The sequence below is a fragment of the Streptomyces sp. NPDC025638 genome (assembly GCF_055558775.1).
This window is the reverse complement of record NZ_JBVHLX010000008.1, coordinates 292,258-316,035: the sequence shown is the minus strand read 5'-3', so window position 1 is coordinate 316,035 and position 23,778 is coordinate 292,258. Positions and strand designations below refer to the sequence as shown.

General features: G+C 71.4%; 21 protein-coding genes and 1 pseudogene. 13 read left to right on the top strand and 9 right to left on the bottom strand.

Going from position 1 to position 23,778, the window contains the following annotated elements:
• Window positions 1–22 precede the first annotated feature (22 nt).
• Complete coding sequence (hmgA, locus tag ACZ4EG_RS22640) at window positions 23–1,339, bottom strand: homogentisate 1,2-dioxygenase (RefSeq protein WP_467791828.1); 1,317 nt, start codon at window positions 1,337–1,339, stop codon at window positions 23–25.
• A 150-nt stretch (window positions 1,340–1,489) separates the two neighbouring features.
• Here hmgA and ACZ4EG_RS22635 point away from each other — a divergent pair, with 150 nt between their 5' ends.
• The 8 genes from ACZ4EG_RS22635 (at window position 1,490) to ACZ4EG_RS22600 (ending at window position 10,451) form a co-directional block, all read left to right on the top strand.
• On the top strand, window positions 1,490–2,065 hold the full coding sequence (locus tag ACZ4EG_RS22635) for a hypothetical protein (protein ID WP_467791827.1): 576 nt from the start codon (window positions 1,490–1,492) through the stop codon (window positions 2,063–2,065).
• A 64-nt stretch (window positions 2,066–2,129) separates the two neighbouring features.
• Window positions 2,130–2,747 (top strand): TetR/AcrR family transcriptional regulator, encoded by a 618-nt coding sequence (locus ACZ4EG_RS22630; protein ID WP_453549925.1) that lies wholly within the window; start codon window positions 2,130–2,132, stop codon window positions 2,745–2,747.
• A gap of 113 nt (window positions 2,748–2,860) precedes the next feature.
• A complete protein-coding gene (locus ACZ4EG_RS22625) occupies window positions 2,861–5,092 on the top strand; it encodes a molybdopterin oxidoreductase family protein (RefSeq protein WP_467791826.1) in 2,232 nt (743 codons plus the stop codon).
• A gap of 131 nt (window positions 5,093–5,223) precedes the next feature.
• Complete coding sequence (locus tag ACZ4EG_RS22620) at window positions 5,224–5,886, top strand: hypothetical protein (protein WP_467791825.1); 663 nt, start codon at window positions 5,224–5,226, stop codon at window positions 5,884–5,886.
• A gap of 179 nt (window positions 5,887–6,065) precedes the next feature.
• Entirely contained in the window at window positions 6,066–7,415 is a 1,350-nt protein-coding gene (locus ACZ4EG_RS22615) for an ABC transporter ATP-binding protein (protein WP_453549918.1), read from the top strand.
• Between the two features lie 9 nt (window positions 7,416–7,424).
• A complete protein-coding gene (locus ACZ4EG_RS22610) occupies window positions 7,425–7,874 on the top strand; it encodes a DUF3574 domain-containing protein (protein WP_467791824.1) in 450 nt (149 codons plus the stop codon).
• Between the two features lie 91 nt (window positions 7,875–7,965).
• Window positions 7,966–9,354 (top strand): aldehyde dehydrogenase family protein, encoded by a 1,389-nt coding sequence (locus ACZ4EG_RS22605; RefSeq protein ID WP_467791823.1) that lies wholly within the window; start codon window positions 7,966–7,968, stop codon window positions 9,352–9,354.
• Between the two features lie 14 nt (window positions 9,355–9,368).
• The gene (locus ACZ4EG_RS22600) at window positions 9,369–10,451 is read left to right on the top strand and encodes a zinc-binding dehydrogenase (protein WP_453549909.1); all 1,083 of its coding nucleotides are present in this window, start codon (window positions 9,369–9,371) and stop codon (window positions 10,449–10,451) included.
• A gap of 62 nt (window positions 10,452–10,513) precedes the next feature.
• Here the strand turns inward: ACZ4EG_RS22600 and ACZ4EG_RS22595 are convergent, their stop codons facing one another.
• From ACZ4EG_RS22595 to ACZ4EG_RS22585, 3 genes are all read right to left on the bottom strand, one after another.
• Complete coding sequence (locus ACZ4EG_RS22595; protein ID WP_467791822.1) at window positions 10,514–11,449, bottom strand: DMT family transporter; 936 nt, start codon at window positions 11,447–11,449, stop codon at window positions 10,514–10,516.
• Window positions 11,450–11,544: 95 nt separating this feature from the next.
• Complete coding sequence (locus tag ACZ4EG_RS22590; RefSeq protein ID WP_453549904.1) at window positions 11,545–12,252, bottom strand: ArsR/SmtB family transcription factor; 708 nt, start codon at window positions 12,250–12,252, stop codon at window positions 11,545–11,547.
• A 47-nt stretch (window positions 12,253–12,299) separates the two neighbouring features.
• Window positions 12,300–12,941: a TetR/AcrR family transcriptional regulator gene (locus tag ACZ4EG_RS22585; RefSeq protein WP_390712257.1), complete on the bottom strand. Its 642-nt coding sequence runs from the start codon at window positions 12,939–12,941 to the stop codon at window positions 12,300–12,302.
• Window positions 12,942–13,043: 102 nt separating this feature from the next.
• Here ACZ4EG_RS22585 and ACZ4EG_RS22580 point away from each other — a divergent pair, with 102 nt between their 5' ends.
• The 3 genes and pseudogenes from ACZ4EG_RS22580 to ACZ4EG_RS22570 all read left to right on the top strand — a co-directional run bounded on the left by ACZ4EG_RS22580 (window position 13,044) and on the right by ACZ4EG_RS22570 (window position 15,243).
• Complete coding sequence (locus ACZ4EG_RS22580; RefSeq protein ID WP_467791821.1) at window positions 13,044–14,195, top strand: acyl-CoA dehydrogenase family protein; 1,152 nt, start codon at window positions 13,044–13,046, stop codon at window positions 14,193–14,195.
• Window positions 14,196–14,260: 65 nt separating this feature from the next.
• A pseudogene (locus ACZ4EG_RS22575) lies at window positions 14,261–14,546 on the top strand (YiaA/YiaB family inner membrane protein).
• Window positions 14,547–14,619: 73 nt separating this feature from the next.
• Window positions 14,620–15,243: a TetR/AcrR family transcriptional regulator gene (locus ACZ4EG_RS22570; RefSeq protein ID WP_390712259.1), complete on the top strand. Its 624-nt coding sequence runs from the start codon at window positions 14,620–14,622 to the stop codon at window positions 15,241–15,243.
• Between the two features lie 39 nt (window positions 15,244–15,282).
• Here the strand turns inward: ACZ4EG_RS22570 and ACZ4EG_RS22565 are convergent, their stop codons facing one another.
• Window positions 15,283–15,744: a MaoC family dehydratase gene (locus tag ACZ4EG_RS22565; protein WP_453549897.1), complete on the bottom strand. Its 462-nt coding sequence runs from the start codon at window positions 15,742–15,744 to the stop codon at window positions 15,283–15,285.
• Window positions 15,745–15,858: 114 nt separating this feature from the next.
• Between ACZ4EG_RS22565 and soxR the strand changes: the two genes are divergently transcribed.
• Window positions 15,859–16,317: a redox-sensitive transcriptional activator SoxR gene (gene soxR / locus ACZ4EG_RS22560; RefSeq protein ID WP_363296631.1), complete on the top strand. Its 459-nt coding sequence runs from the start codon at window positions 15,859–15,861 to the stop codon at window positions 16,315–16,317.
• Window positions 16,318–16,521: 204 nt separating this feature from the next.
• Here soxR and ACZ4EG_RS22555 read toward each other — a convergent pair whose 3' ends face one another.
• The 3 genes from ACZ4EG_RS22555 to ACZ4EG_RS22545 all read right to left on the bottom strand — a co-directional run bounded on the left by ACZ4EG_RS22555 (window position 16,522) and on the right by ACZ4EG_RS22545 (window position 19,078).
• Complete coding sequence (locus tag ACZ4EG_RS22555; RefSeq protein WP_467791820.1) at window positions 16,522–17,589, bottom strand: RNA ligase (ATP); 1,068 nt, start codon at window positions 17,587–17,589, stop codon at window positions 16,522–16,524.
• A gap of 81 nt (window positions 17,590–17,670) precedes the next feature.
• A complete protein-coding gene (locus ACZ4EG_RS22550) occupies window positions 17,671–18,420 on the bottom strand; it encodes a 3-keto-5-aminohexanoate cleavage protein (protein ID WP_467791881.1) in 750 nt (249 codons plus the stop codon).
• A gap of 55 nt (window positions 18,421–18,475) precedes the next feature.
• Window positions 18,476–19,078, bottom strand: coding sequence for a hypothetical protein (locus ACZ4EG_RS22545; protein ID WP_363296633.1), 603 nt, complete (start codon window positions 19,076–19,078; stop codon window positions 18,476–18,478).
• Window positions 19,079–19,336: 258 nt separating this feature from the next.
• Between ACZ4EG_RS22545 and ACZ4EG_RS22540 the strand changes: the two genes are divergently transcribed.
• On the top strand, window positions 19,337–22,123 hold the full coding sequence (locus ACZ4EG_RS22540; RefSeq protein ID WP_467791819.1) for a penicillin acylase family protein: 2,787 nt from the start codon (window positions 19,337–19,339) through the stop codon (window positions 22,121–22,123).
• A gap of 292 nt (window positions 22,124–22,415) precedes the next feature.
• On the opposite strand, the gene ACZ4EG_RS22535 is transcribed toward ACZ4EG_RS22540, so the two are convergent.
• Complete coding sequence (locus ACZ4EG_RS22535; protein WP_467791818.1) at window positions 22,416–23,741, bottom strand: serine-threonine protein kinase; 1,326 nt, start codon at window positions 23,739–23,741, stop codon at window positions 22,416–22,418.
• Between the last annotated feature and the right edge of the window lie 37 nt (window positions 23,742–23,778).

The following is a 23,778-nucleotide window of genomic DNA, read 5'->3' as shown; positions in this document are numbered from 1 at the left end:
CATCCGTACCTGGAGTGAATCTTCAGTGCAAGGGGCGGAAGTGCCGCTCAAGGCCCTGCCACACGTCGTCGTACCGCTGCTGGAGGTGGTCCGCCCGGGTCGCGTGGGGCGTGAGCGTCACCGGCCAGCGCGTCTCGAACATGAACGCGAGCCCGTCGTCGACCTTCTGCGGCCGCAGCTCGGCCGCGCTCGCCCGGTCGAAGGTCTCCCGGTCCGGTCCGTGCGCCGACATCATGTTGTGCAGCGAACCCCCGCCCGGTACGAAGCCCTCCGCCTTCGCGTCGTACGCGCCCTCGATGAGCCCCATGTACTCGCTCATCACGTTCCGGTGGAAGTACGGCGGCCGGAACGTGTCCTCGCCCACCAGCCAGCGCGGCGCGAAGACCACGAAGTCGACGCCGGCCAGGCCCGGGGTGTCGGACGGGGAGGTGAGGACCGTGAAGATGGACGGGTCGGGGTGGTCGTACGAGATCGTGCCGATCACATTGAAACGGCGCAGGTCATACACGTACGGGACATAGTTCCCGTGCCAGGCGACCACGTCGAGCGGCGAGTGGTCGTACGTGGCCGTCCAGAGGTTGCCGCAGAACTTGTTCACCACCTCCACCGGGCCCTCGACGTCCTCGTAGGCGGCCACCGGCGCCCTGAAGTCCCGGGCGTTGGCGAGCCCGTTGGCGCCGATCGGGCCGAGGTCGGGCAGCCGGAAGGCCGCGCCGTAGTTCTCGCACACATAGCCCCGGGCGGAGGCGTCAAGCAGCTCCACCCGGAAGCGCACCCCGCGCGGGATCAGTGCCACATGGCCCGGCTCCGCATGCAGCAGCCCGAACTCCGTGTGCAGCAGCAGCCCGCCGCGCTCCGGGACGATCAGCAACTCCCCGTCGGCGTTGCTGAAGACGCGCTCCATCGAGGCGTTGGCGTGGAACAGGTGCACGGCCATGCCGGCGCGCTGGGTCGCGTCGCCGTTGCCGCCCAGGGTCCACAAGCCCGCGAGGAAGTCCGTCCCGGCCGGCGGCTCGGGCAGCGGGTTCCAGCGCAGGCGGTTCGGGTCCGGCTCGGTCTCGGCGAAGGGGCCCGTGCGGAGCGCGCCGTTGTCGGTGCGGGTGAACGCGGGGTGCGCGGCCGAGGGGTGGATGCGGTACAGCCAGGAGCGGCGGTTGTACGCCCTGGGCTCGGTGAAGGCCGTACCGCTGAGCTGTTCCGCGTACAGCCCGAGCGGTGCCCGCTGGGGCGAGTTGCGGCCCTCCGGCAGGGCGCCCGGCACCGCCTCCGAGGCGTGCTCGTTGCCGAATCCGGAGAGATAAACCAGTCCTTCGGCGGTCTTCCGTGCGTCCCCGCTCATGATCGCTCCCTTGCGAACCCGATTCCTATGTAACACCGTAGGATTGCGGTTTCGTCGGCGCAAGAGGGTCTTGGTCCTCCACCCCGGGACCGACCGGAACCAGACCTCAGGGGGATCCGGTGGCCCGAACGGTGTTCTAGTCTCCCCGCCATGTCATGGACGCGTGGATTTCGGGCCGCCCTCGCGGTCTGCGTCCTGCTGCTGGTCGCAACGGCGGGTTGCGGAACGGGCGAGGCGCACGAAGGCAAGGACGGGGGGTCGCCCTCGCCGGTGGGCCGAGTCCTCGACGCGACGGACGGCCAAGGGCGGCACTATCGCGAGGTCGACAAGAAAGGGGCGCCCGACGTCGACGTCGAGGTGGCCCCCGACGCCGCCGGCAACTGGGACGTCCGGCTGACCGTCCGCAACTTCCGCTTCTCACCGGCCGGCGCGCAGGCCGAGCCGACGGCCGGACGCGGCCTCGCGTACCTCTTCGTGGACGGCGGCCTGGTCACCCGGCTGCGCGCTCCCGAGTACCGCCTCGCCCCCCGTCTCGTCCCGCACGGCACCCATCACGTCACGGCCCGCCTGTACGCGGACGACGGCACGGTGTGGGCCGTGCGCGGAAAGCCGGTGGAGAGCACGGCCGACATCACGGCGTCGGGGGCGGAGGCGGGGACAGCGAAGGCGAAGGAGACGGAAGCGACGCCGACCGCGAGCGGTGCGACGGGCACGCCGGCGCGATGAGTGCAACGGCCACCTTCCTCCGTACTCAGGGGCGAGGTTCACCGGACCCCGGCGGAAAGGCATCATGAAGCCCGTGCCCCATGCGACATCGCTTCGCCGAGCGCCCGTCCAGCGGCGCAGTGCCGAACGGCTGACCAGGATCCTCGACGCCTGCGCCGACCTCCTCGACGAGGTCGGCTACGACGCCCTGAGCACCCGGGCCGTGGCGCTGCGCGCCGGTGTGCCCATCGGCTCGGTCTACCGCTTCTTCGGCAACAAACGGCAGATGGTCGACGCGCTCGCCCAGCGCAACCTGGAGCGGTACACCGAGCGCGTCACCGAGCGGCTCGGGGACGGGGGGAGCGGTGACTGGCGGGCGGCCATGGACGCCGTGCTCGACGAGTACCTGGCCATGAAGCGCACCGCACCCGGCTTCTCCCTCGTCGACTTCGGCAACCAGATCCCGGTCGGGGCCCGGCACGCCGAGCCCAACCACCGTGTCGCCGACCGCCTCACCGAGTTGCTCTCCGGCTACCTCGGCCGCACCCCCGACGACGATCTGCGCCGCACTTTCCTGATCGCCGTGGAGACCGCCGACACGCTGGTCCACCTCGCCTTCCGGGTGGATCCGCAGGGCGACGAGGCGATCATCGCGGAGACCCGGGAGCTGCTGCGGGCCTACCTGGCGCGCATGCTGGACTGAACCGTCCCTTTCCGGACCCATTCCCGAGAGGCCTCCCCATTGGGCATACCGGTCGGTATGCTCGGCCTGTCCGTGCGCCACCGCAGCCGCGCCGCCGCCACCCGGGAGGACCCGTGTCCCGCACCGCCCTGCGAATCTGCCCCCTGTGCGAGGCCACCTGCGGGCTGACCCTCACCATCGAGGGCACCCGAGTCACCGGCGCCCGCGGCGACCGCGACGACGTCTTCAGCAAGGGGTTCATCTGCCCCAAGGGCGCCTCCTTCGGTGCCGTCGACGGCGACCCGGACCGGCTGCGCGCACCCCTCGTCCGCAAGGACGGCGAACTGCGCGAGGCCACCTGGGAGGAGGCCTTCGACGCGGTGGCCGCGGGCCTGCGGCCGGTCGTCGAGCGGTACGGGCCCGACGCGGTCGGCATCGTCCTGGGCAACCCCAATGTGCACACCATGGCCGGCGCCCTCTACCCGACGGTCCTGCTCGGCGCCCTGCGCACCCGCAGCCTGTTCACCGCCTCCACGGTCGACCAGATGCCCAAGCACGTCTCCAGCGGGCTCCTGTACGGCGACGCCAACGCCATCCCCGTGCCCGACCTGGACCACACCGACCATCTGCTCCTCATCGGCGCCAACCCCCTGGAGTCCAACGGGAGTCTGTGCACCGCCCCCGACTTCCCCGGCAAGCTCAAGGCGCTCAGGGCCCGCGGCGGCACCCTCACCGTCATCGACCCGCGCCGCACCCGCACCGCCAAACTCGCCGACCGGCACCTCGCGATCCGCCCCGGCACCGACGCGCTGCTGCTCGCGGCGATGGCGCACGTGCTCTTCGAGGAAGGACTCGTCGAGCTCGGCGAGCTCGCCCCGCATGTGCAAGGGCTGGACGAACTCCGGGACGTGATGCGGGACTTCACCCCGCAGGCCGCGGCGGAGGCCTGTGGCGTCGACGCGGACACGATCCGCGCCCTCGCCCGTGAACTCGCCGCCGCCCCCACCGCCGCCGTGTACGCCCGTATAGGCAGCTGCACGGTCCCGCACGGCACCCTCGCCAGCTGGCTCGTCGACGTCCTCAACATCCTCACCGGCAACCTCGACCGGCCCGGCGGCGCCCTCTTCCCGCAGGCCGCCACCGACAAGACCCCCCGGCCCGCCGGACCCGGCCACGGCTTCGCCCTCGGCCGCTGGCACTCCCGGGTGCGCCGGCACCCCGAGGCGAAGGGCGAACTGCCGCTCTCCGCGCTCGCCGAGGAGATCGACACCGCCACCGAGGAGGGCGAGCCGGTCCGCGCCCTCATCTCCATCGCCGCCAACCCCGTGCTCTCCGCCCCGGACGGCAACCGGCTCGACAAGGCCCTGGACTCCCTCGACTTCATGGTCAGCGTCGACCCGTATCTGAACGAGACCTCGCGCCACGCCCACGTCGTGCTGCCCCCGCCGCCGCCCTCGCAGAGCCCGCACCACGACTTCGCCTTCAACACCCTCGCCGTGCGCAACCAGGTCCGCTACACCCGCCCCGCCGTCCCGCTGGAGCCCGGCCGGATGGCCGAGTCCGAGATCCTGGCCCGGCTGATCCTGGCGGCAAGTGGCATGCACGGTGCCGACCCGTCCGCCGTCGACACGATGGTGATCGACCAGACCCTCGGCAAGGCGGTGCGCGAGGAGCACTCTCCCGTGCACGGCCGGGACCCGAAGGAGCTGGCCGCGCAGCTCACCGGCGAGACCGGTCCCGAGCGCCGGCTCGACATGATGCTGCGCCTCGGCCCCTACGGCGACGGCTTCGGCGTACGGCCCGACGGGCTGACCCTGCAACAGCTGCTGGACCACCCGCACGGCATCGACCTCGGCCCGCTGGGCCCGCGGCTGCCGCAGCCGCTGAAGACCAGGAGCGGCAAGGTGGAGCTGCTTCCGCAGCCGATCGCGGACGACCTTCCCCGGCTGCGGGAGGCGCTGGCCCAGCGCCCCGACGGGCTCGTCCTCGTCGGCCGCCGCCATCTGCGCTCCAACAACAGCTGGATGCACAACGTGCCCGCCCTCACCGGCGGCACCAACCGCTGCACCCTGCACATCCACCCCGAGGACGCGGACCGCCTGGGAGTGCGCGACGGGGCGGACGTACGGGTGAAGGGGGCCGGGGGAGAAGTGGTGGCCCCCGCCGAGGTCACCGACGGCGTCCGGCCCGGCGTGGTGAGCCTGCCGCACGGCTGGGGCCACGACCGCCCCGGCACCCGGATGAACCACGCGGTCCTGGCACCCGGAGTCAACGTCAACCAGCTTCTCGACGGCAGCCTGCTGGATCCGCTGTCGGGCAACGCGGTCCTCAACGGAGTGCCGGTCGAACTCACCGCGACGTCGTGACCCGACGTCTTTGAGCCGGCGGGGTGATGTCCGAGGGGGCGCGCGGCGCCGTTCCCGTGTGGCGCGGGGCGGATGTGAAAGTGAGTCAGATGATGAGAGGCGTATGAAAAGCATCTGACGGAGGGCCGGCCATGTCGACTTCGTCCCTGCCCAGCAGAGCGGCCGCATGGACGGCGCTCACCGTCGCGGGAACCGTCCTCCTCGGCGCGCCGGCCGACGCCGCTCCCGGTGACGACGGGGACGTCGAGATCCATGTGCTGGGCACGGCCGTCGCCACGTACCTCGACGGCCCGAAGGCCTGCAGCCTCTACCTCGACGCGGTCGACTTCGACGAGGCCGAGGGGATCGACTGGACGATCGAGCCGCAGCCCGCGAGGCGGGGGGCCGTCACCCTCTCCAGTTCCCTGGCGCTCGTCGACGGTGCCGGAACCTCCGACAATCTGCTGCTGCCCGCCGCGCAGTACAAGCTGACCTGGACCGTCGCCCAGGGCAAGGGTGCGGGCGGGCGCAAGGTCTTCAAGGCCGACTGCCCGAACGCGCCCGGCGGCGCTCCCAGCAGCAGCCCGAGCGGCACACCGGGTGATGGCAGCGGCGGGCCGGGCGGCGGGCCGGGGGGCGGTAACGGCGGTCCGAAGGGCGGCTCGCCCGCCGACGGCTCCGGACCGGCCCGCGACAACCCCTTCAGCCCGGTCGCGGGTTCCGCCGCCGTGGGGCTGGCCGCGGTCGGCGGGGCGGCCTGGTTCAGGCTCCGGCGCCGCACCCGCGAGCCGCACACGACGCCCGGCACCCGCTGAATCACGCCGTCCGTTTCCCTCCCCACCTGGCGTAATCCGGGTATTCGGGCGCGTGTCTTCCCCCGGCCGCACACATTCCGTTAACTTCCGTGACTCACAGGCCCCGTTCGACCCGCGCGAGGCCTTCCACCACGGAGCACCGGCACCAGCGCTCTGGACAGCCCCCGGGGGCAGCAGCCATGACACGCGCCATCTCCCTGCACGACGTGAGCAAGTCCTACACGCGAGGCGTCCGCGTCGTGGACCGGCTGTCGCTGGACATCGCGCCGGGGGAGTTCCTCGTCCTGCTCGGACCCTCCGGCTGCGGCAAGTCCACCGTCCTGCGCATGATCGCCGGACTGGAGGAGATGGACGAGGGCGAACTGCTGCTGGACGGCGAGTACGCCAACGATCTGCAGCCGTCCGCCCGGGACATCGCGATGGTCTTCCAGAACTTCGCCCTCTACCCCAGCATGACCGGCCGGGACAACATCGGCTTCCCGCTGCGCATCGAGGCCCCCGGCGCGGACCCGCGCCCCCGGGTGGACGCCACCGCCCGGCTGCTCGGCATCGAGGACCTCCTCGACCGCTATCCCAGCCAGCTTTCCGGCGGCGAACGCCAGCGGGTCGCCATGGGCCGGGCCATCGCCCGCCATCCCTCCGCCTTCCTGATGGACGAGCCGCTGTCCAACATCGACGCCAAGCTCCGCAACCATCTGAGGGCCGAAATCTCCCAGCTCACCCGCGAGTTGGGGGTCACCACGGTGTACGTCACCCATGACCAGGCCGAGGCCATGTCGCTCGGCGACCGGGTCGCCGTACTGCGCGGCGGAGTGCTTCAGCAGGTCGGCGAACCCCGCACGGTGTACGCGCTCCCGCGCAATGTCTTCGTCGCCGCCTTCATCGGCATCCCGCGCATCAATCTGCTGCGGGGACTCGTCCGTGCGCCGCTGGACGGGGCGATGACGATCAGCCTCGGTAAGCAGGCCCTGCGGCTGCCCGAACCGCTCAGCACGGACCACCGGTTGCTGCGGGTGCAGCAGGGCCGCGAGGTGATCGTGGGTCTGCGTTCGGAGGCCGTCCGCATCGCCAAGCCCGCCTCCGCCCGGCCCGGCGAGGTGCCCATCAGCGGGCTGGTGGAGCACGTGGAGTTCCAGGGGCACGAGGTCCTCGTCCACTTCAACACCGGTTCCCGCCCGGCCGTCGTACCGGAGTTGGAGGCCCCGCGCCCGGCCGTCCGCCCCTCGCGGCGCCGCCGTCGTGAGGGTCCGACGGTTCTGGAGCGGCTCAGGGAGCGGGCCGGCGCGCTGCGCGCCGGGCCGGTGGTGGTCCTGGAGGACCCGGCGGACGCCGAGCCCGGACCGGTGCCTGCGGAGGGCCGGCAGCCCGGCGACCTGGTCGTGCGCACCACCCCCGACATCCGGCTCCGCCACGGCATGCAGGTCCCGCTCCTCGTCGACATCGCCCATCTCTTCGTCTTCGACCAGCACGGCGAACGCATCTGCCCGTCCCCGGCGCGGCTGCCCGACCTGGAGGAGTGGGCCCACTAGGGATGGGGCATGCGCAAGCGACTCACCCCCACCCGGGCCGCCCTCACCACGGCCGGTCTCCTGCTGGCCGCCGCCCCGACCGCCCACGCCACCCTCGCCGGCGCCGATGCCCACGCTCCGGCGCGCGGAAAGCCGTACATCGAGACCCGGCTCCTGTTCGGCACCGCGCGCCCGGACGGCGGCCCGGCCGTCACCGACCGGCAGTTCATGGCCTTCGTGGACAAGGAGGTCACCCCGGACTTCCCGGACGGGCTCACCGTGCGGGACGTGCGCGGGCAGTGGCGGGACGCGCACGGCACGATCGAGCGCGAGCGGTCGTACGAACTGGTCCTGCTGTATCCGGTGGGGCGGGCCGACGCGAACGACCGGAGCATCGAGGAGATCCGGCGGGCCTACGAGAAGGCTTTCGGTCAGGAGTCGGTGGGCCGGGTGGACGAAGGGGCTCGGGTCGACTTCTGATATCCCGGAGCGTCCGGTCACGTCTGGCGCTGGAAAACTAACATCGCTAGTTTGTGGGTCGGACGACGCAGCCCCGCCGGGAGGAAGCAGCATGAAGTCACACGACGGCCTGTACATCGACGGCGCCTGGCGCCCCGCCGCCGGCCGGGACGTGATCGAGGTCGTGAACCCGGTCGACGAGCAGGTCATCGGCCGGGTCCCGGCCGGTACCGCCGAGGACGTCGACACCGCCGTACGGGCCGCCCGCGCCGCCCTCCCGGCCTGGGCCGCGACCCCGCCGGCCGAGCGGGCCGCACGGCTGACCGCCCTGCGGGACCTGCTCGTGGCCCGCAAGGACGAGATCGCCGAGACGGTCACCGCGGAGCTGGGCGCACCGCTCCCGTTCTCGCAGACGGTCCACGCGGGCGTGCCGATCGCGGTCGCGGGCTCCTACGCCGAACTCGCCGCGACGCACGCCTTCGAGGAGAGGGTCGGCAACTCGACCGTCCACCACGAACCCGTGGGCGTGGTCGGCGCGATCACCCCCTGGAACTACCCCCTCCACCAGATCGTCGCCAAGGTCGCCCCGGCTCTCGCCGCGGGCTGCACCATCGTGCTGAAGCCGGCCGAGGACACCCCGCTCACCGCCCAGCTCTTCGCGGAGGCGGTTCATGAAGCGGGCGTACCCGCGGGCGTGTTCAACCTGGTCACCGGCCTCGGTCCGGTCGCCGGACAGGCCCTCGCCGAGCACCCGGACGTCGACCTGGTCTCCTTCACCGGCTCCACGGCGGTCGGCCGGAAGATCGGCGCGGTGGCGGGCGCCGCCGTCAAGAAGGTCGCCCTCGAACTCGGCGGCAAGTCCGCCAACGTCATCCTGCCCAGCGCCGACCTCGCCAAGGCGGTGAACGTCGGCGTCGCCAACGTCATGTCCAACTCCGGCCAGACGTGCAGCGCCTGGACCCGCATGCTGGTGCACACCGACCGGTACGAGGAGGCGGTGGAGCTTGCCGCGGCGGCCGCCGCCAAGTACGGCGACCGCATCGGCCCGGTCGTCAGCGCCAAGCAGCGGACCCGGGTGCGCGGTTACATCGAGCAGGGCCTCGCCGAGGGCGCGCGTCTGGTGGCGGGCGGCGCCGAATCCCCGCGCGGGACCGGTTACTTCGTCAGCCCCACCGTGTTCGCGGACGTCACCCCCGAGATGACGATCGCGCAGGAGGAGATCTTCGGCCCGGTCCTCACGATCCTCCGCTACGCGGACGAGGAGGACGCCCTGCGCATCGCCAACGGCACGGTCTACGGCCTCGCGGGCGCCGTCTGGGCCGGCGACGAGGCGGAGGCGGTGGCCTTCGCCCTCCGCATGGACACCGGCCAGGTCGACATCAACGGCGGCCGCTTCAACCCCTCCGCCCCCTTCGGCGGTTACAAGCGGTCCGGCGTGGGCCGGGAACTCGGCGCGCATGGACTCGCCGAGTACCTCCAGACCAAGTCCCTCCAGTTCTAAGGGAGTTCCGAGTCATGGCCGTACGTGCCGCCGTCCTGCCCGCCATCGGCGCCCCGCTGGAGATCACCGAGGTCGAACTGCCCGACCCGGGCCCCGGACAGGTCCGGGTCCGCCTCGCCGCCGCCGGTGTCTGCCACTCCGACCTGTCCCTGTCCGACGGCACCATGCGGGTGCCGGTCCCGGCCGTGCTCGGGCACGAGGGCGCGGGCACCGTCGTCGCCGTGGGCGAAGGGGTCGCTCACGTATCCCCAGGCTCCCAGGTCGTCCTGAACTGGGCTCCCTCGTGCGGCAGTTGCCACGCCTGCTCGCTCGGCGAGGTCTGGCTGTGCGGCAACGCGCTCAACGGCGCCGCCGACGTCTACGCCCGCACCGTCGACGGCACCGACCTCCATCCCGGCCTCAACGTCGCCGCGTTCGCCGAGGAGACGGTGGTCGCCGCCTCCTGCGTGCTGCCCCTGCCGGAGGGCGTGCCGCTCGCGGACGCCGCCCTCCTCGGCTGCGCCGTCCTCACCGGCTACGGCGCCGTCCACCACTCGGCGCGGGTTCGGCCGGGTGAGACGGTCGCGGTGTTCGGCGTGGGCGGAGTCGGCCTCGCCACCCTCCAGGCGGCCCGGATCGCGGGCGCCGCGCGGATCGTCGCGGTCGACGTCTCTCCGGCCAAGGAGGAACTGGCCCGCGCGGCCGGCGCCACCGACTTCGTCGTCGCCTCCGAGAACACGCCCAGGGAGATCCGCGCCCTCACCGGCAAGCAGGGCGTCGACGTCGCCGTGGAGTGCGTGGGCCGCGCGGTCAGCATCCGGGCCGCCTGGGATGCCACCCGCCGCGGCGGCCGGACGACCGTGGTCGGCATCGGCGGCAAGGACCAGCAGGTCACCTTCAACGCCCTGGAGATCTTCCACTGGGGCCGGACCCTGTCCGGCTGTGTGTACGGCAACTCCGACCCGGCCCGGGACCTCCCCGTGCTCGCCGAGCACGTACGGGCGGGCCGACTGGACCTGGGCACGCTGGTGACGGAACGGATCGGACTCGACGGAATCCCGGCCGCGTTCGAGAACATGCTGGCCGGAAAGGGCGGACGGGCGCTGATCGTGTTCTGACGCGGCGGTCGGCTGTTCGTGCTCCGACGAGGCGGTCGGCCGTTCGTGTTCCGACGAGGCGCTCAGGAGACGCTCTCGGGCCGCGGCTCCGCTGCCGCGGTCCGGGACGTCCGGGCGCGCGGCCTGGACCGCGACACCGCCACACCCGCCAGACACAGCACACCGCCCGCCAGGGTGAGCAGCCCCGGCACCTCGCCGAGCGCCAGCCAGGACATCGGCACGACCAGCGCGGGAACGGCGTACGTGGTCGCGCCCATCCGGCTCGCGGTCGTCCGGGCGAGGGCGTAGGCCCAGGTCGTGAAGGCCAGCGCGGTCGGAAAGACGCCCAGATACATCATGTTGAGCGTCGCGGAGAGCGGTGCGTGGGCGGCCTCGTGCACCAACTGCCCTGCGAACGGCAGACACACCACGGCTCCGACCAGACACCCGAAGGCCGTCACCTGGAGCGCGCTCGCGCGGGCGAGGGCGGGCTTCTGGGCGACCACACCGGCGGCGTACGCCACCGCCGCGAGCAGGCACAGCACCACGCCCAGCAGCGAGGAACCGTCCCCGCCCGACATCGACAGCCCCACCGTCACCGCGCCGCCGAACGACACGGCCATCCCCGCCAGCAGCCGCGGCGGCATCGGATCGCCGAGCAGCCGGGCGCCGAGCAGGGCGATGAGCAGCGGGCCGACGTTCACCACCAGGGCCGCGGTGCCGGCGTCTACCTGCTGCTCGCCCCAGTTCAGGACGACCATGTAGAAGCCGAACCACAGCAGCCCGGATATCGCGATCCCACGCCACGCCGATCTCGGCGGCCACCCTTCCCGCCGTACGACACAGAACACCCCGAGCGCCAGCGCCCCGGCCAGCAGCCGTCCGAGCGCCAGTGCGCCCGGCGAGTACGCGTCCCCCGCACTGCGGATCGACACGAAGGCGGAGGCCCACAGCACGACGCTGACGGTGGCCGCACCGGCGGCGAGCAACTGGGGGCGGGGTGCGGAGGCGTTCATCATGCTCCAGAGGCTAGGAGGGGGGAGGGACGGGGGCTCGCGAATTTCGGACGGGCAATCGAGCGCGGAGTCATGTCGGCCGACCCCCGTAGCCGGACTCAGCACAAAGCCCCCCGCTCGATCCCGAGCAACTCGGACAGCGCCCGCTCCCCCGACGGAGTCACCTTCACCGCGCGCTCGGAGCCGATCCGTACGCACCACCCCGTGTCCAGGGCATGGCGGCACAGCGCCGCGCCCGCGACCCCCGCGAGGTGGGGCCGGCGTTCGGTCCAGTCGAGGCAGGCCCGGGCCAGGGGGCGGCGCCCGCCGCGGTCGAGGGTGATGCCGGCCGAACCGAACCAGTCGAGGCCCGCCTGAGTGAGCGCGAACCCGGTGTCCTGGCTGAGCAGCCCGCGCCCGGTCAGCGCGTCCGTGAGCGCGATGCCGAGCCGCCCGGCGAGGTGGTCGTAGCAGGTGCGGCCGCGCGCCATGGCGGAGCCCGCGGTGGACTCCCGCAGGGTGCGCGGGCGCCGGGCCACGGGCGCAACATGCGTGGCCAGGTCCTCGATCAGCTGTGCCGCCCGGGCGTCGGCCAGCCGTACGTACCGGTGCCGCCCCTGCCGCTCCTCGGTGAGCAGTCCGCCCGCGACCAGCCTGCCCAGGTGCTCGCTCAGCGTGGACGCGGTGACGCCCGCGTGCCGGGCCAGCTCACCGGCCGTCCAGGCCCGCCCGTCCAGCAGCGCCAGCAGACACGCGGCCCGCGTCTCGTCCGCGATCAGCGCGGCCAGCGCCGCGAGTCCGCGGGCCTGCGGATCCTTGGTGGTCATGCACCCCAGGATGCGGCACCGACACTTCGGTGGCTGCCGAAGTGTCGTTACGCGGTCGGCCCGACCTGCGCGTACTGCTGGGCCAGCCCGTCCAGCAGCGCCGTCAGACCCGTCTCGAAGGCGCGCTCGTCGATCTTCTCCTGCTGCTCGGCGAGGAGGTGGGCCTGCCCGAGGTGCGGGTAGTCGGCGGGGTCGTACGCGCTCTCGTCGTCCACGAAGCCCCCGGCGAACGAGCCGAGCGCGGAGCCCATGATGAAGTACCGCATCAGCGCGCCGATGGACGTGGCCTGCGCGGGCGGCCAGCCGGCGCCGACCATCCCGCCGTAGACGGCGTCGGCGAGCCGCAGCCCGGCGGGGCGGCGGCCGGGCCCGGTGGCCAGGACCGGGACGATGTGCGGGTGGTCGCGCAGGGCGGACCGGTAGGAGACGGCCCAGTCGTGCAGCGCGGTCCGCCAGTCCCGGCCGTCCTCGAACATCGACAGATCGACCTGGGCGCTGACCGAGTCCGCGACCGCCTCCAGGATCTCGTCCTTGGTGCGGAAGTGGTTGTAGAGCGAGGGCCCGCTCACCCCCAGCTCGGCGGCGAGCCGGCGCGTGGAGACGGCCGCCAGGCCCTCCGCGTCCACGAGCTCGCGTGCCGTCTCGATGATCCGGTCGGTGCTGAGGAGGGGCTTGCGCGGTCGGGCCATGGCGCACATAGTAGGGCTGCACCTTGAAACTAGCAGTGCTAATTTAAATGTACGGCTTTCAAGGTCCGTCGTGCCTTCCGTCAACCGTGGGGTGATCTCGTCGTGAACCTGGAGCTCAGCGAGGAGCAGACCGCAGTCCGGCAGCTCGCCCGGGACTTCGTCGAGCGGGAGATCGTCCCCAATGTGGTGGCCTGGGACCGGGCCGAGGAGGTCGACCGGGGCATCGTGAAGAAGCTCGGCGAGGTCGGCTTCCTCGGGCTGACCGTCGACGAGGAGTACGGCGGCTCGGGCGGCGACCACCTCGCGTACTGCCTGGTCACGGAGGAGCTGGGGCGGGGCGACTCCTCGGCCCGGGGGATCGTTTCCGTCTCCCTCGGCCTTGTCGCGAAGTCCGTCGCGGCCTGGGGGAGCGAGGAGCAGAAGCGCCGCTGGCTGCCCGGCCTCACGTCCGGCGAGTACGTCGGCTGCTTCGGGCTGACCGAGCCGGGCACCGGATCCGACGCGGGCAACCTGTCCACCCGGGCCGTGCGCGACGGCGAGGACTATGTCATCAACGGCACCAAGATGTTCATCACGAACGGCACCTGGGCCGATGTCGTGCTCCTCTTCGCCCGCTCCACGGACGCCCCCGGCCACAAGGGCGTCTCGGCCTTCCTCGTGCCCACCGACACCCCGGGCCTGACCCGGCACACCATCCACGGCAAGCTCGGCCTGCGCGGCCAGACCACCGCCGAACTGGTCCTTGAGGACGTACGGGTCCCGGCCTCGGCGATGCTGGGCGAGGAGGGCAAGGGCTTCACGGTCGCCATGTCCGCGCTCGCCAAGGGCCGCATGTCGGTCGCCGCGGGCAGCGTCGGCATAGCGCAGGCCGCCCTGGACGCGGCCGTGCGGTACGCCGGTGAGCGCGAGCAGTTCGGCAAGCCCATCGCCCGTCACCAGCTGGTGCAGGAGCTGATCAGCGACATCGCGGTCGACGTGGACGCGGCCCGGCTGCTGACCTGGCGGGTCGCCGATCTGATCGACCGTGGCCTGCCCTTCGCCGTCGAGTCCTCCAAGGCCAAGCTCTTCGCCTCCGAGGCGGCCGTCCGCGCCGCGAACAACGCCTTGCAGGTCTTCGGCGGCTACGGCTACATCGACGAGTACCCGGCGGGCAAACTGCTGCGCGACGCCCGGGTGATGACCCTCTACGAGGGCACCAGCCAGATCCAGAAGCTGCTCATCGGGCGGGCGCTGACGGGAGTTTCGGCGTTCTAGTTCTGAGTACCGCTCTGAGTACGTCGGCGGATGTGCCGGGGGCCGCGCCCGAAGAGGCTGTCCCCATGAGTGACACACCGGTCAAGCAGCAGAGTACGGCCGCGTTCTACGGGCAGGCCGTCGCCTCCTTCGCCATCGCCATGGCGGCCACGTCCATCGGCATCTACCGGCTGGACACCGACGCCTGGGTCCGGGCCTTCCTGGCCATCGCGGTCCTGTACCTGGTGACCTGCCTTCACCCTGGCCAAGGTGATCAGGGACCGTCAGGAGGCCGGCCAGATCGTGAGCCGGGTCGACCAGGCACGGCTGGAGAAGCTCCTCGCCGACCACGATCCCTTCGAGAAGATCTGAGCAGGCACTCTAAGCGACCGCTCACCTTCGGCGGTATGGTGTAGCTCCTGTCACCGAGAGGGGCGAACGAGCGATGAGTACGGCCGAGGAGACGACCGGCGGCGAGGTCGAGCCGTGGGAAGAGGTCACCCCTGAGGCGGCCCGGCGCCTGCTCGTCGCGGCCGTGGAGGCCTTCGCCGAGCGGGGCTACCACGCGACGACGACCCGCGACATCGCGGGCCGCGCGGGCATGAGCCCGGCCGCGCTCTACATCCACTACAAGACCAAGGAGGAGCTGCTCCACCGGATCAGCCGGATCGGCCATGACAGGGCCCTGGACATCCTCCGTACGGCGGCCCGGCGCGAGGGCAGCGCGACGGAGCGGCTCGCCGACGCCGTGAGCTCCTTCGTCCGCTGGCACGCCGGGCGGCGCACCACCGCCCGTGTGGTGCAGTACGAGCTGGAGGCGCTCGGGCCGGACGCCCGTGCCGAGATCCTCGCGCTGCGCCGCCAGGTCGACGCCGAGGTGCGCGGCATCATCGAGGAGGGTGTCGAGGCCGGCGAGTTCGATGTGCTGGACCTCCACGGCACCACCCTCGCGGTGCTGTCGCTGTGCATCGACGTGGCCCGCTGGTTCAACGTGGAGGGTCCCCGGACACCCGAGGAGGTCGGCGCGCTCTACGCCGACCTCGTCCTGCGGATGGTCGGGGCGAAGTAGGCCCCGGCCCGTCGGGCGCCGAGGGCCGGATGCCGAGCGTCAGACGTAGTAGCGGGAGACCGACTCCGCGACGCAGACCGGCTTGTCCCCGCCCTCGCGTTCCACGCTGAAGGCGACGGTCACCTGGACGCCGCCGGTGACGTCCTCGACGCCGGTGATCTTCGCGGTGGCGCGCAGCCGGGAGCCGACCGGGACGGGCGAGGGGAAGCGGACCTTGTTCGTCCCGTAGTTGACGCCCATCTTCACGCCCTCGACCGAGATCAGCTGCGGTCCGAACAGCGGCAGCAGCGACAGGGTCAGATAGCCGTGCGCGATGGTCGTCCCGAACGGTCCCGCGGCCGCCTTCTCCGGGTCGACGTGGATCCACTGGTGGTCGCCGGTGGCCTCCGCGAAGAGGTCGATCCGCTTCTGGTCGACCTCCAGCCAGTCGGTGTATCCCAGCTGCTCGCCCACGGCCGCCTTCAGCTCGTCGGGGGAGGTGAAGATCCTCGGTTCTGCCATGTTCCCGGCCTCTCGCGTCGCGGAATCACAATCCCTAAGCAACTGCTTAGCATGGTCGGCGGCGGAACCGATGTCAACGGACGGCGCGGATGATCGGTGGGTAGGCTCTGAGAGGTGCCCCAGATTCCCGAGAAGATCCACGAGCTGACCGTCGGCCAGCTGTCCGCGCGCAGCGGCGCCGCCGTCTCCGCCCTGCATTTCTACGAGTCCAAGGGCCTGATCAGCAGCCGGCGCACCACCGGCAACCAGCGCCGCTACACCCGTGACACCCTGCGCCGCGTCGCCTTCGTGCGGGCCGCACAGCGGGTCGGCATCCCCCTCGCCACGATCCGCGAGGCCCTCGCCGAGCTCCCCGAGGAACGCACGCCCACCCGTGAGGACTGGGCGCGCCTCTCGGAGGCGTGGCGCTCCGAGCTCGACGAGCGCATCAAGCAGCTGAATCGTCTCCGCGACCACCTCACCGACTGCATCGGCTGCGGCTGTCTGTCCCTCGACACCTGCGTCCTGTCCAACCCCGACGACGCGTTCGGCGAACGGGGACCAGGCTCACGCCTGCTGCTGGAACGCCGCTGAGCCCGCCTGCATAAGCTGCGGGCAGTCGTGCCTCCCCCAAGCTCTTCGAGCAGAGGGGACCCCCAGGCGGCACGGGTGGGCGATGGGGGTCCCCTGCTCGAACGTAGTTGAGAGCTTGGGGGAGGAACCCCGCAAGCGCGGGCGAGCGCACCCACCTCCGCCCAGCCACAGCGCAGTGCAACTGTGCGACCCGCCCAGCGCGGCTCACTCGTACTCGGTCCCGCCCTTCCGGGTCAGATAGGCCGGACTGACCGCCTTCGCGATCGCCCGGCCGCCGGTCACGGGGCTGTACCGCTCGACGGCGGTCCGTACGACCACACCCTCCCGGAGGTGGAGCCCACGCCCGGAGACGGTCTCCCGCCCACTGGCGAACTCCAGCACCCGATCGATGTCGTACGGCCCCTCGTACAGCCGTGGCACCAGCGGCAGTTCCCCCTCCAGCGACTCCACCGCGTCCAGCCAGCGCACGGCACCGTCGATCTCCGCGGACACGTCGAACACCGCGTACCCGAGCGTCTCCCGGCGCCCGTCGGCCCCGTACGTCAGGTCCTGCACCCCCGCTCCGTACACCTCCCCGAAGATCCCGACGCGCCGCGCCCCGAGCCGCTCCGCGAGTCGCGCGGCCGCCTCGGCGACCCCGTGACCCCGGATCGCCCGCCAGTACAGGTTCCGCGGATCCTCTTTCAGCGCGAGGGACTTGGCGCCGAAGCCCTTGGAGGACGCGAACACCCGGCCCTCGTCGGCGACATACGTCAGCAGGCACGCCGAACCGTGCAGCTTCTCGGTCAGGACCACATCCTCGCCCGCGGTGAATATCCCGGGGTAGCGCTGGATGTTCTCGATGTCGACCCAGGGCAGCAGATCCGGCGCGGACTCGACGTCGCCGTTCATGGTCGGCGGGATCGGCGGCACCCACTTGGTGATGCCGAGCGCTTCCGCGAAGTCGGTGCCGTCGGCCGCGGCCCGCGCCAGGTCGACGTCCGCGAGCGCCTTCGGCCGGCACACGATGCCCTGCGACAGCTCCCCGCGCAGCCGCACCGCCTTGACCCGGTCCGCGTTGCCGCCCGCCAGCCGTCCGGTCAGCCCCAGCTCCTCGATCAGCCCGGCCGGGAGCACGGACTGCTCGGGGATGTAGACGGCGGCCTCACCGGTGCGATACGCGCCCTTGGCCACGACCGCCCGGTACAGGCCCACCTGGGCCAGTTCGAGCGCATCGGCGTTGGGATGCTCATGGACGGTCAGCACTTCGGCGGTGACGCGCAGCGTCGACATGTCGGACTCCTCGGACGTGGTTCCTCAGGCGTGTTTCATCGCCTCCCACTGTCCGGACGGGAAACGGATGGAGCGACCGGTTTACCCGCTGCTAGAGTCGCGCCGCCCCGCGGCCGGCGACCGGTACTGGACCAGCGCCTCAGTCACCAACTGGGCGTTGGACATGGCTGGTTGACCGTCCGGCAGGAGCAGCGTGTCCTCCAGGCCCATCCGTGTGGCCAGCCCGAGCCGCCCTGCCAGCCGCAGTACGGGCCAGGCGCCGCCCTCTTCGCCGTGCAGCAGCACGGGGCGGCCGTGGGCGTCGCCCAGCTCGGACAACAGCGCGCATGCGGACGCCTCCGCCGTGGCCGCCTCCGTGTCCGTCACCTCCGCGAGGACCCGCAGCACCTTCGGGCCGAGCGGCGAGGCGGCGAAGCGGGCCGCTCCGTCCGTGCCGGACCAGATGCCCGCCTCCACCCCGATGCCCAGGGCGATCAACTGCTCGGCGATCTCTTCGGCGCCCGGTTCATGCCAGTTGACCGAGGCGTGGTCGGGCAGCGGTACGGACCAGCCGCGTACCTGCTTGAGGCGGGTGGCCGGATCGGGCTCCGCCCAGGCACCCGTGGTCACTCCGATTGGCACCGGCACCCGTGCCCGTACGGCCTCCAGGGTTGCCGCGACCATGCGTGGGGAGAGACTGTCCCGTCCGCACGGTGTTCGCGGATGCACATGAATGTCTGTGGCTCCGGCCGCGACTGCCTGCGCCGCGGACTGTGCGAGCGCTGCCGGTGACAGAGGGACACACGCGCCATCGGCGCCCTCCCGGCGCCCGTTGAGACACACCTGTACGATGTCACGGTCCCCTTCGGTAGGGGGTGCGGCATCCCCGGCGCACCCCCGGCATGCCTCAGGCCGACACGAGCAGCCTGCCGCGCCTGGCGTAGGCCAGCGCCTCGGGGGTGAGTACGGGCCGGGGTACCAGAATCCCGCAGTCCGCGCAGACCGGACCCGCCGAGGGTTCGTGGTCCAGGTCGTACTTCCAGATGAGGCGCTCCCCGTCGCACACCGGGCAGGACGAGCCCGGTTCGCGTTCCAGGGCGGCGATCAGCCGTCGCAGCACCTCGGCCAGTGGTTCATGGGGGTGGACACGCGGGTCGTCGCACCAGGCGACACCGAAGCCGCCCCAGGTCAGCCGGTGCCAGTCGTCCACGCTGCCCGGCCGACGCAGCCCGCCGTGCTTCTCCTTCTTGCGGCGCTCGGCGAACTCGACCTCATAGGCGAGCCAGACCGCCCGCGCTTCCTCCAGTTCATCCAACGCGGCCACGAGACGCGCCGGATCGGGGGACCGGTCCTCGGGGCCGAACCCGGCCCGCGAGCACAGATGGTCCCAGGTCGCCCTGTGTCCGTAAGGAGCGAACCTCTCCAGGCACTTGCGCAGTGAGTAGCGCCGCAGCGCCAGGTCGCACCGCGGATCTCGCACCTGTCTCGCCAGACTCCGGAAACCGGCCATCGCCCTGCACCTCCGTCACACCTGCACCTGTTCTTCGGTCACTTCGGCGTCGCCGTAGGGACTTCACTCGACGTCGCCGAATAGACGTATCGACACACGATTCGGCTCCATTCGATTTCCGATGCCGTCCATAAGGCGGCCCGGGTTGACCCGCCGGGGCAACGCCTCGGGTGACTTTAAAAAGTGACGCATGTTCATCTTCAATCTCGGGGATACCGGCGGTAACGTCCCGCCAACACCCGTTCCCCAGGAGCTGCCATGGCACGGCGCACCCCACGCAACGCGTTGTTCACCAGACTGAGAACTCCCCGCAGGCTCACCGGGTTCCTGAAAACGGCATCCGTATGCGCGCTGATCGCGGGTCTGCTCTCCCCGCTGACCCAGGCGACCGCCACCGCGGCCACGGCCTCCAACGACTACTGCGGCGGCCAGTGCTCGGACATCCTGCCGCCCGGTGAGAACGGCAACGCGACCCTCGCCCAGATCCTCCTCAACCAGATCTTCGGCACCCAGCCCGACCATGCCGAGGACCAGCTCGGCCCCTATGCCAACCTGGCCACGGGCTACTCCGGGCTCACCGACGCGAAGATCAACACGTTCTTCAACGACGCGTCGTTCGGGGTCGCTTCCGACCAAGTCGCGTCCACCGAGAAGCCGGCCAACCGCGGCGACGTGACGATCGTCCGCGACAAGAAGGCCGGTGTGCCGCACATCACCGGTACCACCAGATACGGCACGGAGTTCGGCGCCGGGTATGCCGCCGCTGAGGACCGGCTGTGGCTGATGGACGTCTTCCGGCACGTCGGGCGCGGCCAGCTGACCACGTTCGCCGGCGGCGCGCCCGCCAACCAGGGCCTTGAGCAGGAGTTCTACCGCAACGCCCCCTACACAGAGGCCGACCTGCAGGCCCAGATCGACAACGCCGTCGCCAACAACGGCGCACGCGGCCGGCAGGCCCTCTCCGACGCCAATGCCTACCTGGACGGCATCAACGCCTATATCGACGCCTCGGACAGCGGCCGTTACTTTCCGGGCGAATACGTACTGACGGGACACAAGGACTCGATCACCAACGCAGGCACCATCGACCACTTCAAGATCACCGACCTGGTGGCGCTGGGCTCGGTCATCGGCTCGCTCTTCGGCTCGGGCGGAGGCGGTGAGGTCAACAACGCGATCTCCCTGATCGCCGCCCAGTCCAAGTACGGCGTGGAGGAGGGCACCAAGGTCTGGGAGTCCTTCCGCGAGCGCAACGACCCCGAGGCCGTTCTGACCGTCCACAACGGCGAGAGCTTCCCGTATGCGACCAAGCCGGACAGCCCCCAGGGCGAGGCGCTGCCCGACGCCGGTTCGGTGAACCAGGAACCGCTGGTGTACGACCGTACGGGCAGCGCGGGCACAACGAGCGCGACCAGCGCCTCGGCGACGGCGGCGGCCACGACCCTGAGCTCCGCCAAGCGCGGTATGTCCAACGCCCTCGTGGTGAGCGGCAAGTACACCGCGAGCGGCCACCCGGTCGCCGTCTTCGGACCGCAGACCGGCTACTTCGCCCCGCAGCTGCTCATGCTCCAGGAGATCCAGGGCCCGGGCATCAGCGCCCGCGGCGCCTCCTTCGCGGGGCTGAGCATGTATGTCGAACTCGGCCGGGGCCAGGACTACTCCTGGAGCGCGACGACCTCCGGTCAGGACATCATCGACAGCTACGCCGTCGAGCTGTGCCAGGACGACTACCACTACCTGTACCACGGCACCTGCACGGCCATGGACAAGGTCGAACAGAAGAACGCGTGGAAGCCGACGACCGCCGACGGGACCGCGGCGGGGTCGTACACGATGCGGGTGTGGCGGACGAAATACGGACCGGTGGAGTACCGGGCGACCGTCGGCGGCAAGAAGGTCGCCTACACCACCCTGCGCTCCTCCTACATGCACGAGGCCGACTCGATCATCGGCTTCCAGATGCTGAACGACCCCGACTATGTCAAGGGCCCCAAGGACTTCCAGAGCGCGGCGCAGCACATCAACTACACCTTCAACTGGTTCTACGCCGACTCCCAGCACACCGCGTACTACAACAGCGGTGACAACCCGGTGCGGGCGAGCGGTGTGGACGCCGAGTTCCCGGTGTGGGGGCAGGCGGCCTACGAGTGGAAGAACTGGAACCCGGCCACCAACACGGCCGACTACACCCCGGCCTCCGCGCACCCCAACTCCGTCGACCAGGACTACTACGTCTCCTGGAACAACAAGCAGGCCAAGGACTACACGACCGCGCCCTGGGGCGACGGGTCGGTGCATCGCGGCAACCTGCTGGAGGACCGGGTGAAGAAGCTGGTCGCGGCCGGCGGGGTGACGCGGACGTCCCTGGTGAAGGCGATGGCGGACGCGGCCCTTGCCGACCTGCGGGCCGAGGATGTGCTGCCGAAGCTGCTGAAGGTCGTCAACAGCTCGCCGGTGACCGACTCCACGGCCGCCGCTGCGGTGAGCAAGCTGCAGGCGTGGGTGACAGCGGGCGCCAAGCGCACGGAGACGTCGGCAGGTTCGAAGACCTACGCCAACGCGGACGCGATCCGGATCCTGGACGCGTGGTGGCCGCTGCTGGTGAAGGCCGAGTTCGAACCCGGCCTGGGCAGCGACCTGTACACCGCCCTCTCCGACAACCTGCCGATCGACGAGGCCCCGTCGGCCGGACACGGCCCGACCGGCTCGCACGCCGGCAGCTCCTTCCAGTACGGCTGGTGGAGCTATGTCGACAAGGACATCCGGGCGGTGCTCGGTGAGCCCGTGCAGGGCGGCCTGGAGCAGAAGTACTGCGGCGCGGGGAACTTGAGCTCCTGCCGGGACATCCTGATCAGCACGCTCAAGTCGGCGGCCGGCCTCACTGCGGCCCAGGTCTACCCCGGCGACGACCAGTGCTCGGCGGGCGACCAGTGGTGCGCCGACTCGATCGTCCAGCGCACCCTGGGCGGCATCAAACACGGCAAGATCAGCTGGCAGAACCGCCCGACCTTCCAGCAGGTAGTGGAGTACACCTCACACCGGTGACACCCGCACGGCGGCGGGTCAGGCGATACGGCCCGCCGCGTACCGGTCTCCGACCAGGGCCTTGGCCTCTGTGCCCGGCCGCTTCCGCACGGGTCGGGGCGGGCGCGGCCTGGAACGACCGGTGATGCCCGTCCGGGGGCAGGTCACGTGATGCGGCCCGCCGCACACCCGTCCCCGTCCGGAGCCTTCGTCTCTGCCGTCGGCCGCTCCACCTCGCAAGGCCGAGCGGGTGCCCGCACGGGGCGGGGCGGACGCGGCCTGGATCGATCGGTGATGCCCGTCCGGCGGCGGGTCAGGCGATACGGCCCGCCGCCAGTACCACCCTCGCCAGTTCGGGGTGTGCGATGTCGCTGTGTGCGCCGGCCGGTGGGCCTCCGTGTCTGACGACGGCTGCCGCGTCGATGTTCACGCAGCCCGATGAGGGCAGCGGTCCGTGCAGGGCCGTGGCGAGGTCCAGGGCGTGGGTGCCCGGTACCGCCTGCACCCCGTCGTGGCCCATCGCGCCCCACTTGGGGCCGAGCGACCGGCCGAGGTCGAAGCCCGCGAAGGATTCGTCGTCGTCCGCCATCCGGGAGGCGAGTGGGTAGAGGGTGCCCAGCGCCGAGTCGAAGTGGGAGTAGCAGCACACCAGGGGGCCGTCGATCCGGTTCTGCTGGCCCTGCAGCACCCCGCCCGCGCGCGGGTCGTGCGGCAGCCGGGCCGCGAACGCGTAGTGCGAGAAGGCCCCTTGGAACAGTGTCACGGACTTCACCGTGTGCACGCCCTCGGGCAGCCCGCGCAGCGCGAACGACACCAGCCGCCCGCCGAAGCTGTGCCCCACCAGATGCACCCGCAGATCCGGCGCCGCACCGGCCAACTGTCCGATCACCCGCCCGAGTCCACGTTCCCCGACGGTGCCTGCCCGCCGCTTCATCGCGTAGTACGTCGCCTGCCGCAGCAGCTCCCGCGCTCCGTTCCAGGGGTTGGGCAGCGAGAACTCCGCCGTGGCGCCGCCGGAGCGGAGGTATGCCAGCGCCTCGGCGAAGTCGTCGCAGACCGTCGCCGTGTCCCCGGTGAACAGCACGGGCTCGCTCTGCGGCACGCCCTCCGCGAGGGTGTCCGCCGCGAACAGCGGCTGCGGTCCGCCCGGCACCACCTCGACCAGCAGCCGTACCAGCCGTCCGAACTCCTCCAGTTCGGACTGGTCGCCGGGCTGCTGGTCCAGCATCCGGGCGATCTGGTCGACCACCGTCGCCCGGCCCGGAAAGGTCTCCAGGAGAGCGTGCCGGGTGTCCTGGTCCAGCGCCGGGCGCGGCGCCGCCTCGGTCTCCGTGGCCACCACGGACTTGGGGAAGTTGGGGATCGGCTCGTCGCAGAACCGCATCGACGGCCAGATCACACCCACGTAGCCGAGTTTCGCCTTGGGGGCCAGATTCGGGACGGGCGCGAAGAACTGGTGGTACAGACCCGTCGCGCCCGACCGGTCGTTGTTCCAGCCGTGCGCGAAGACGATCAGATCACGGACGGCACGGGCCGGGACCTCGGCCAGCAGCCGGTCCCGTTCGCGGCCGTCCACGTCTCCGTCCGCGTCGAAGGTCAGCTCCCAGTAGGGAGTCACGCTCATCCCAGGATCCGCCATGACAGGCCCCCTCGTCCCCCGAAGTGGTGCGATGTGC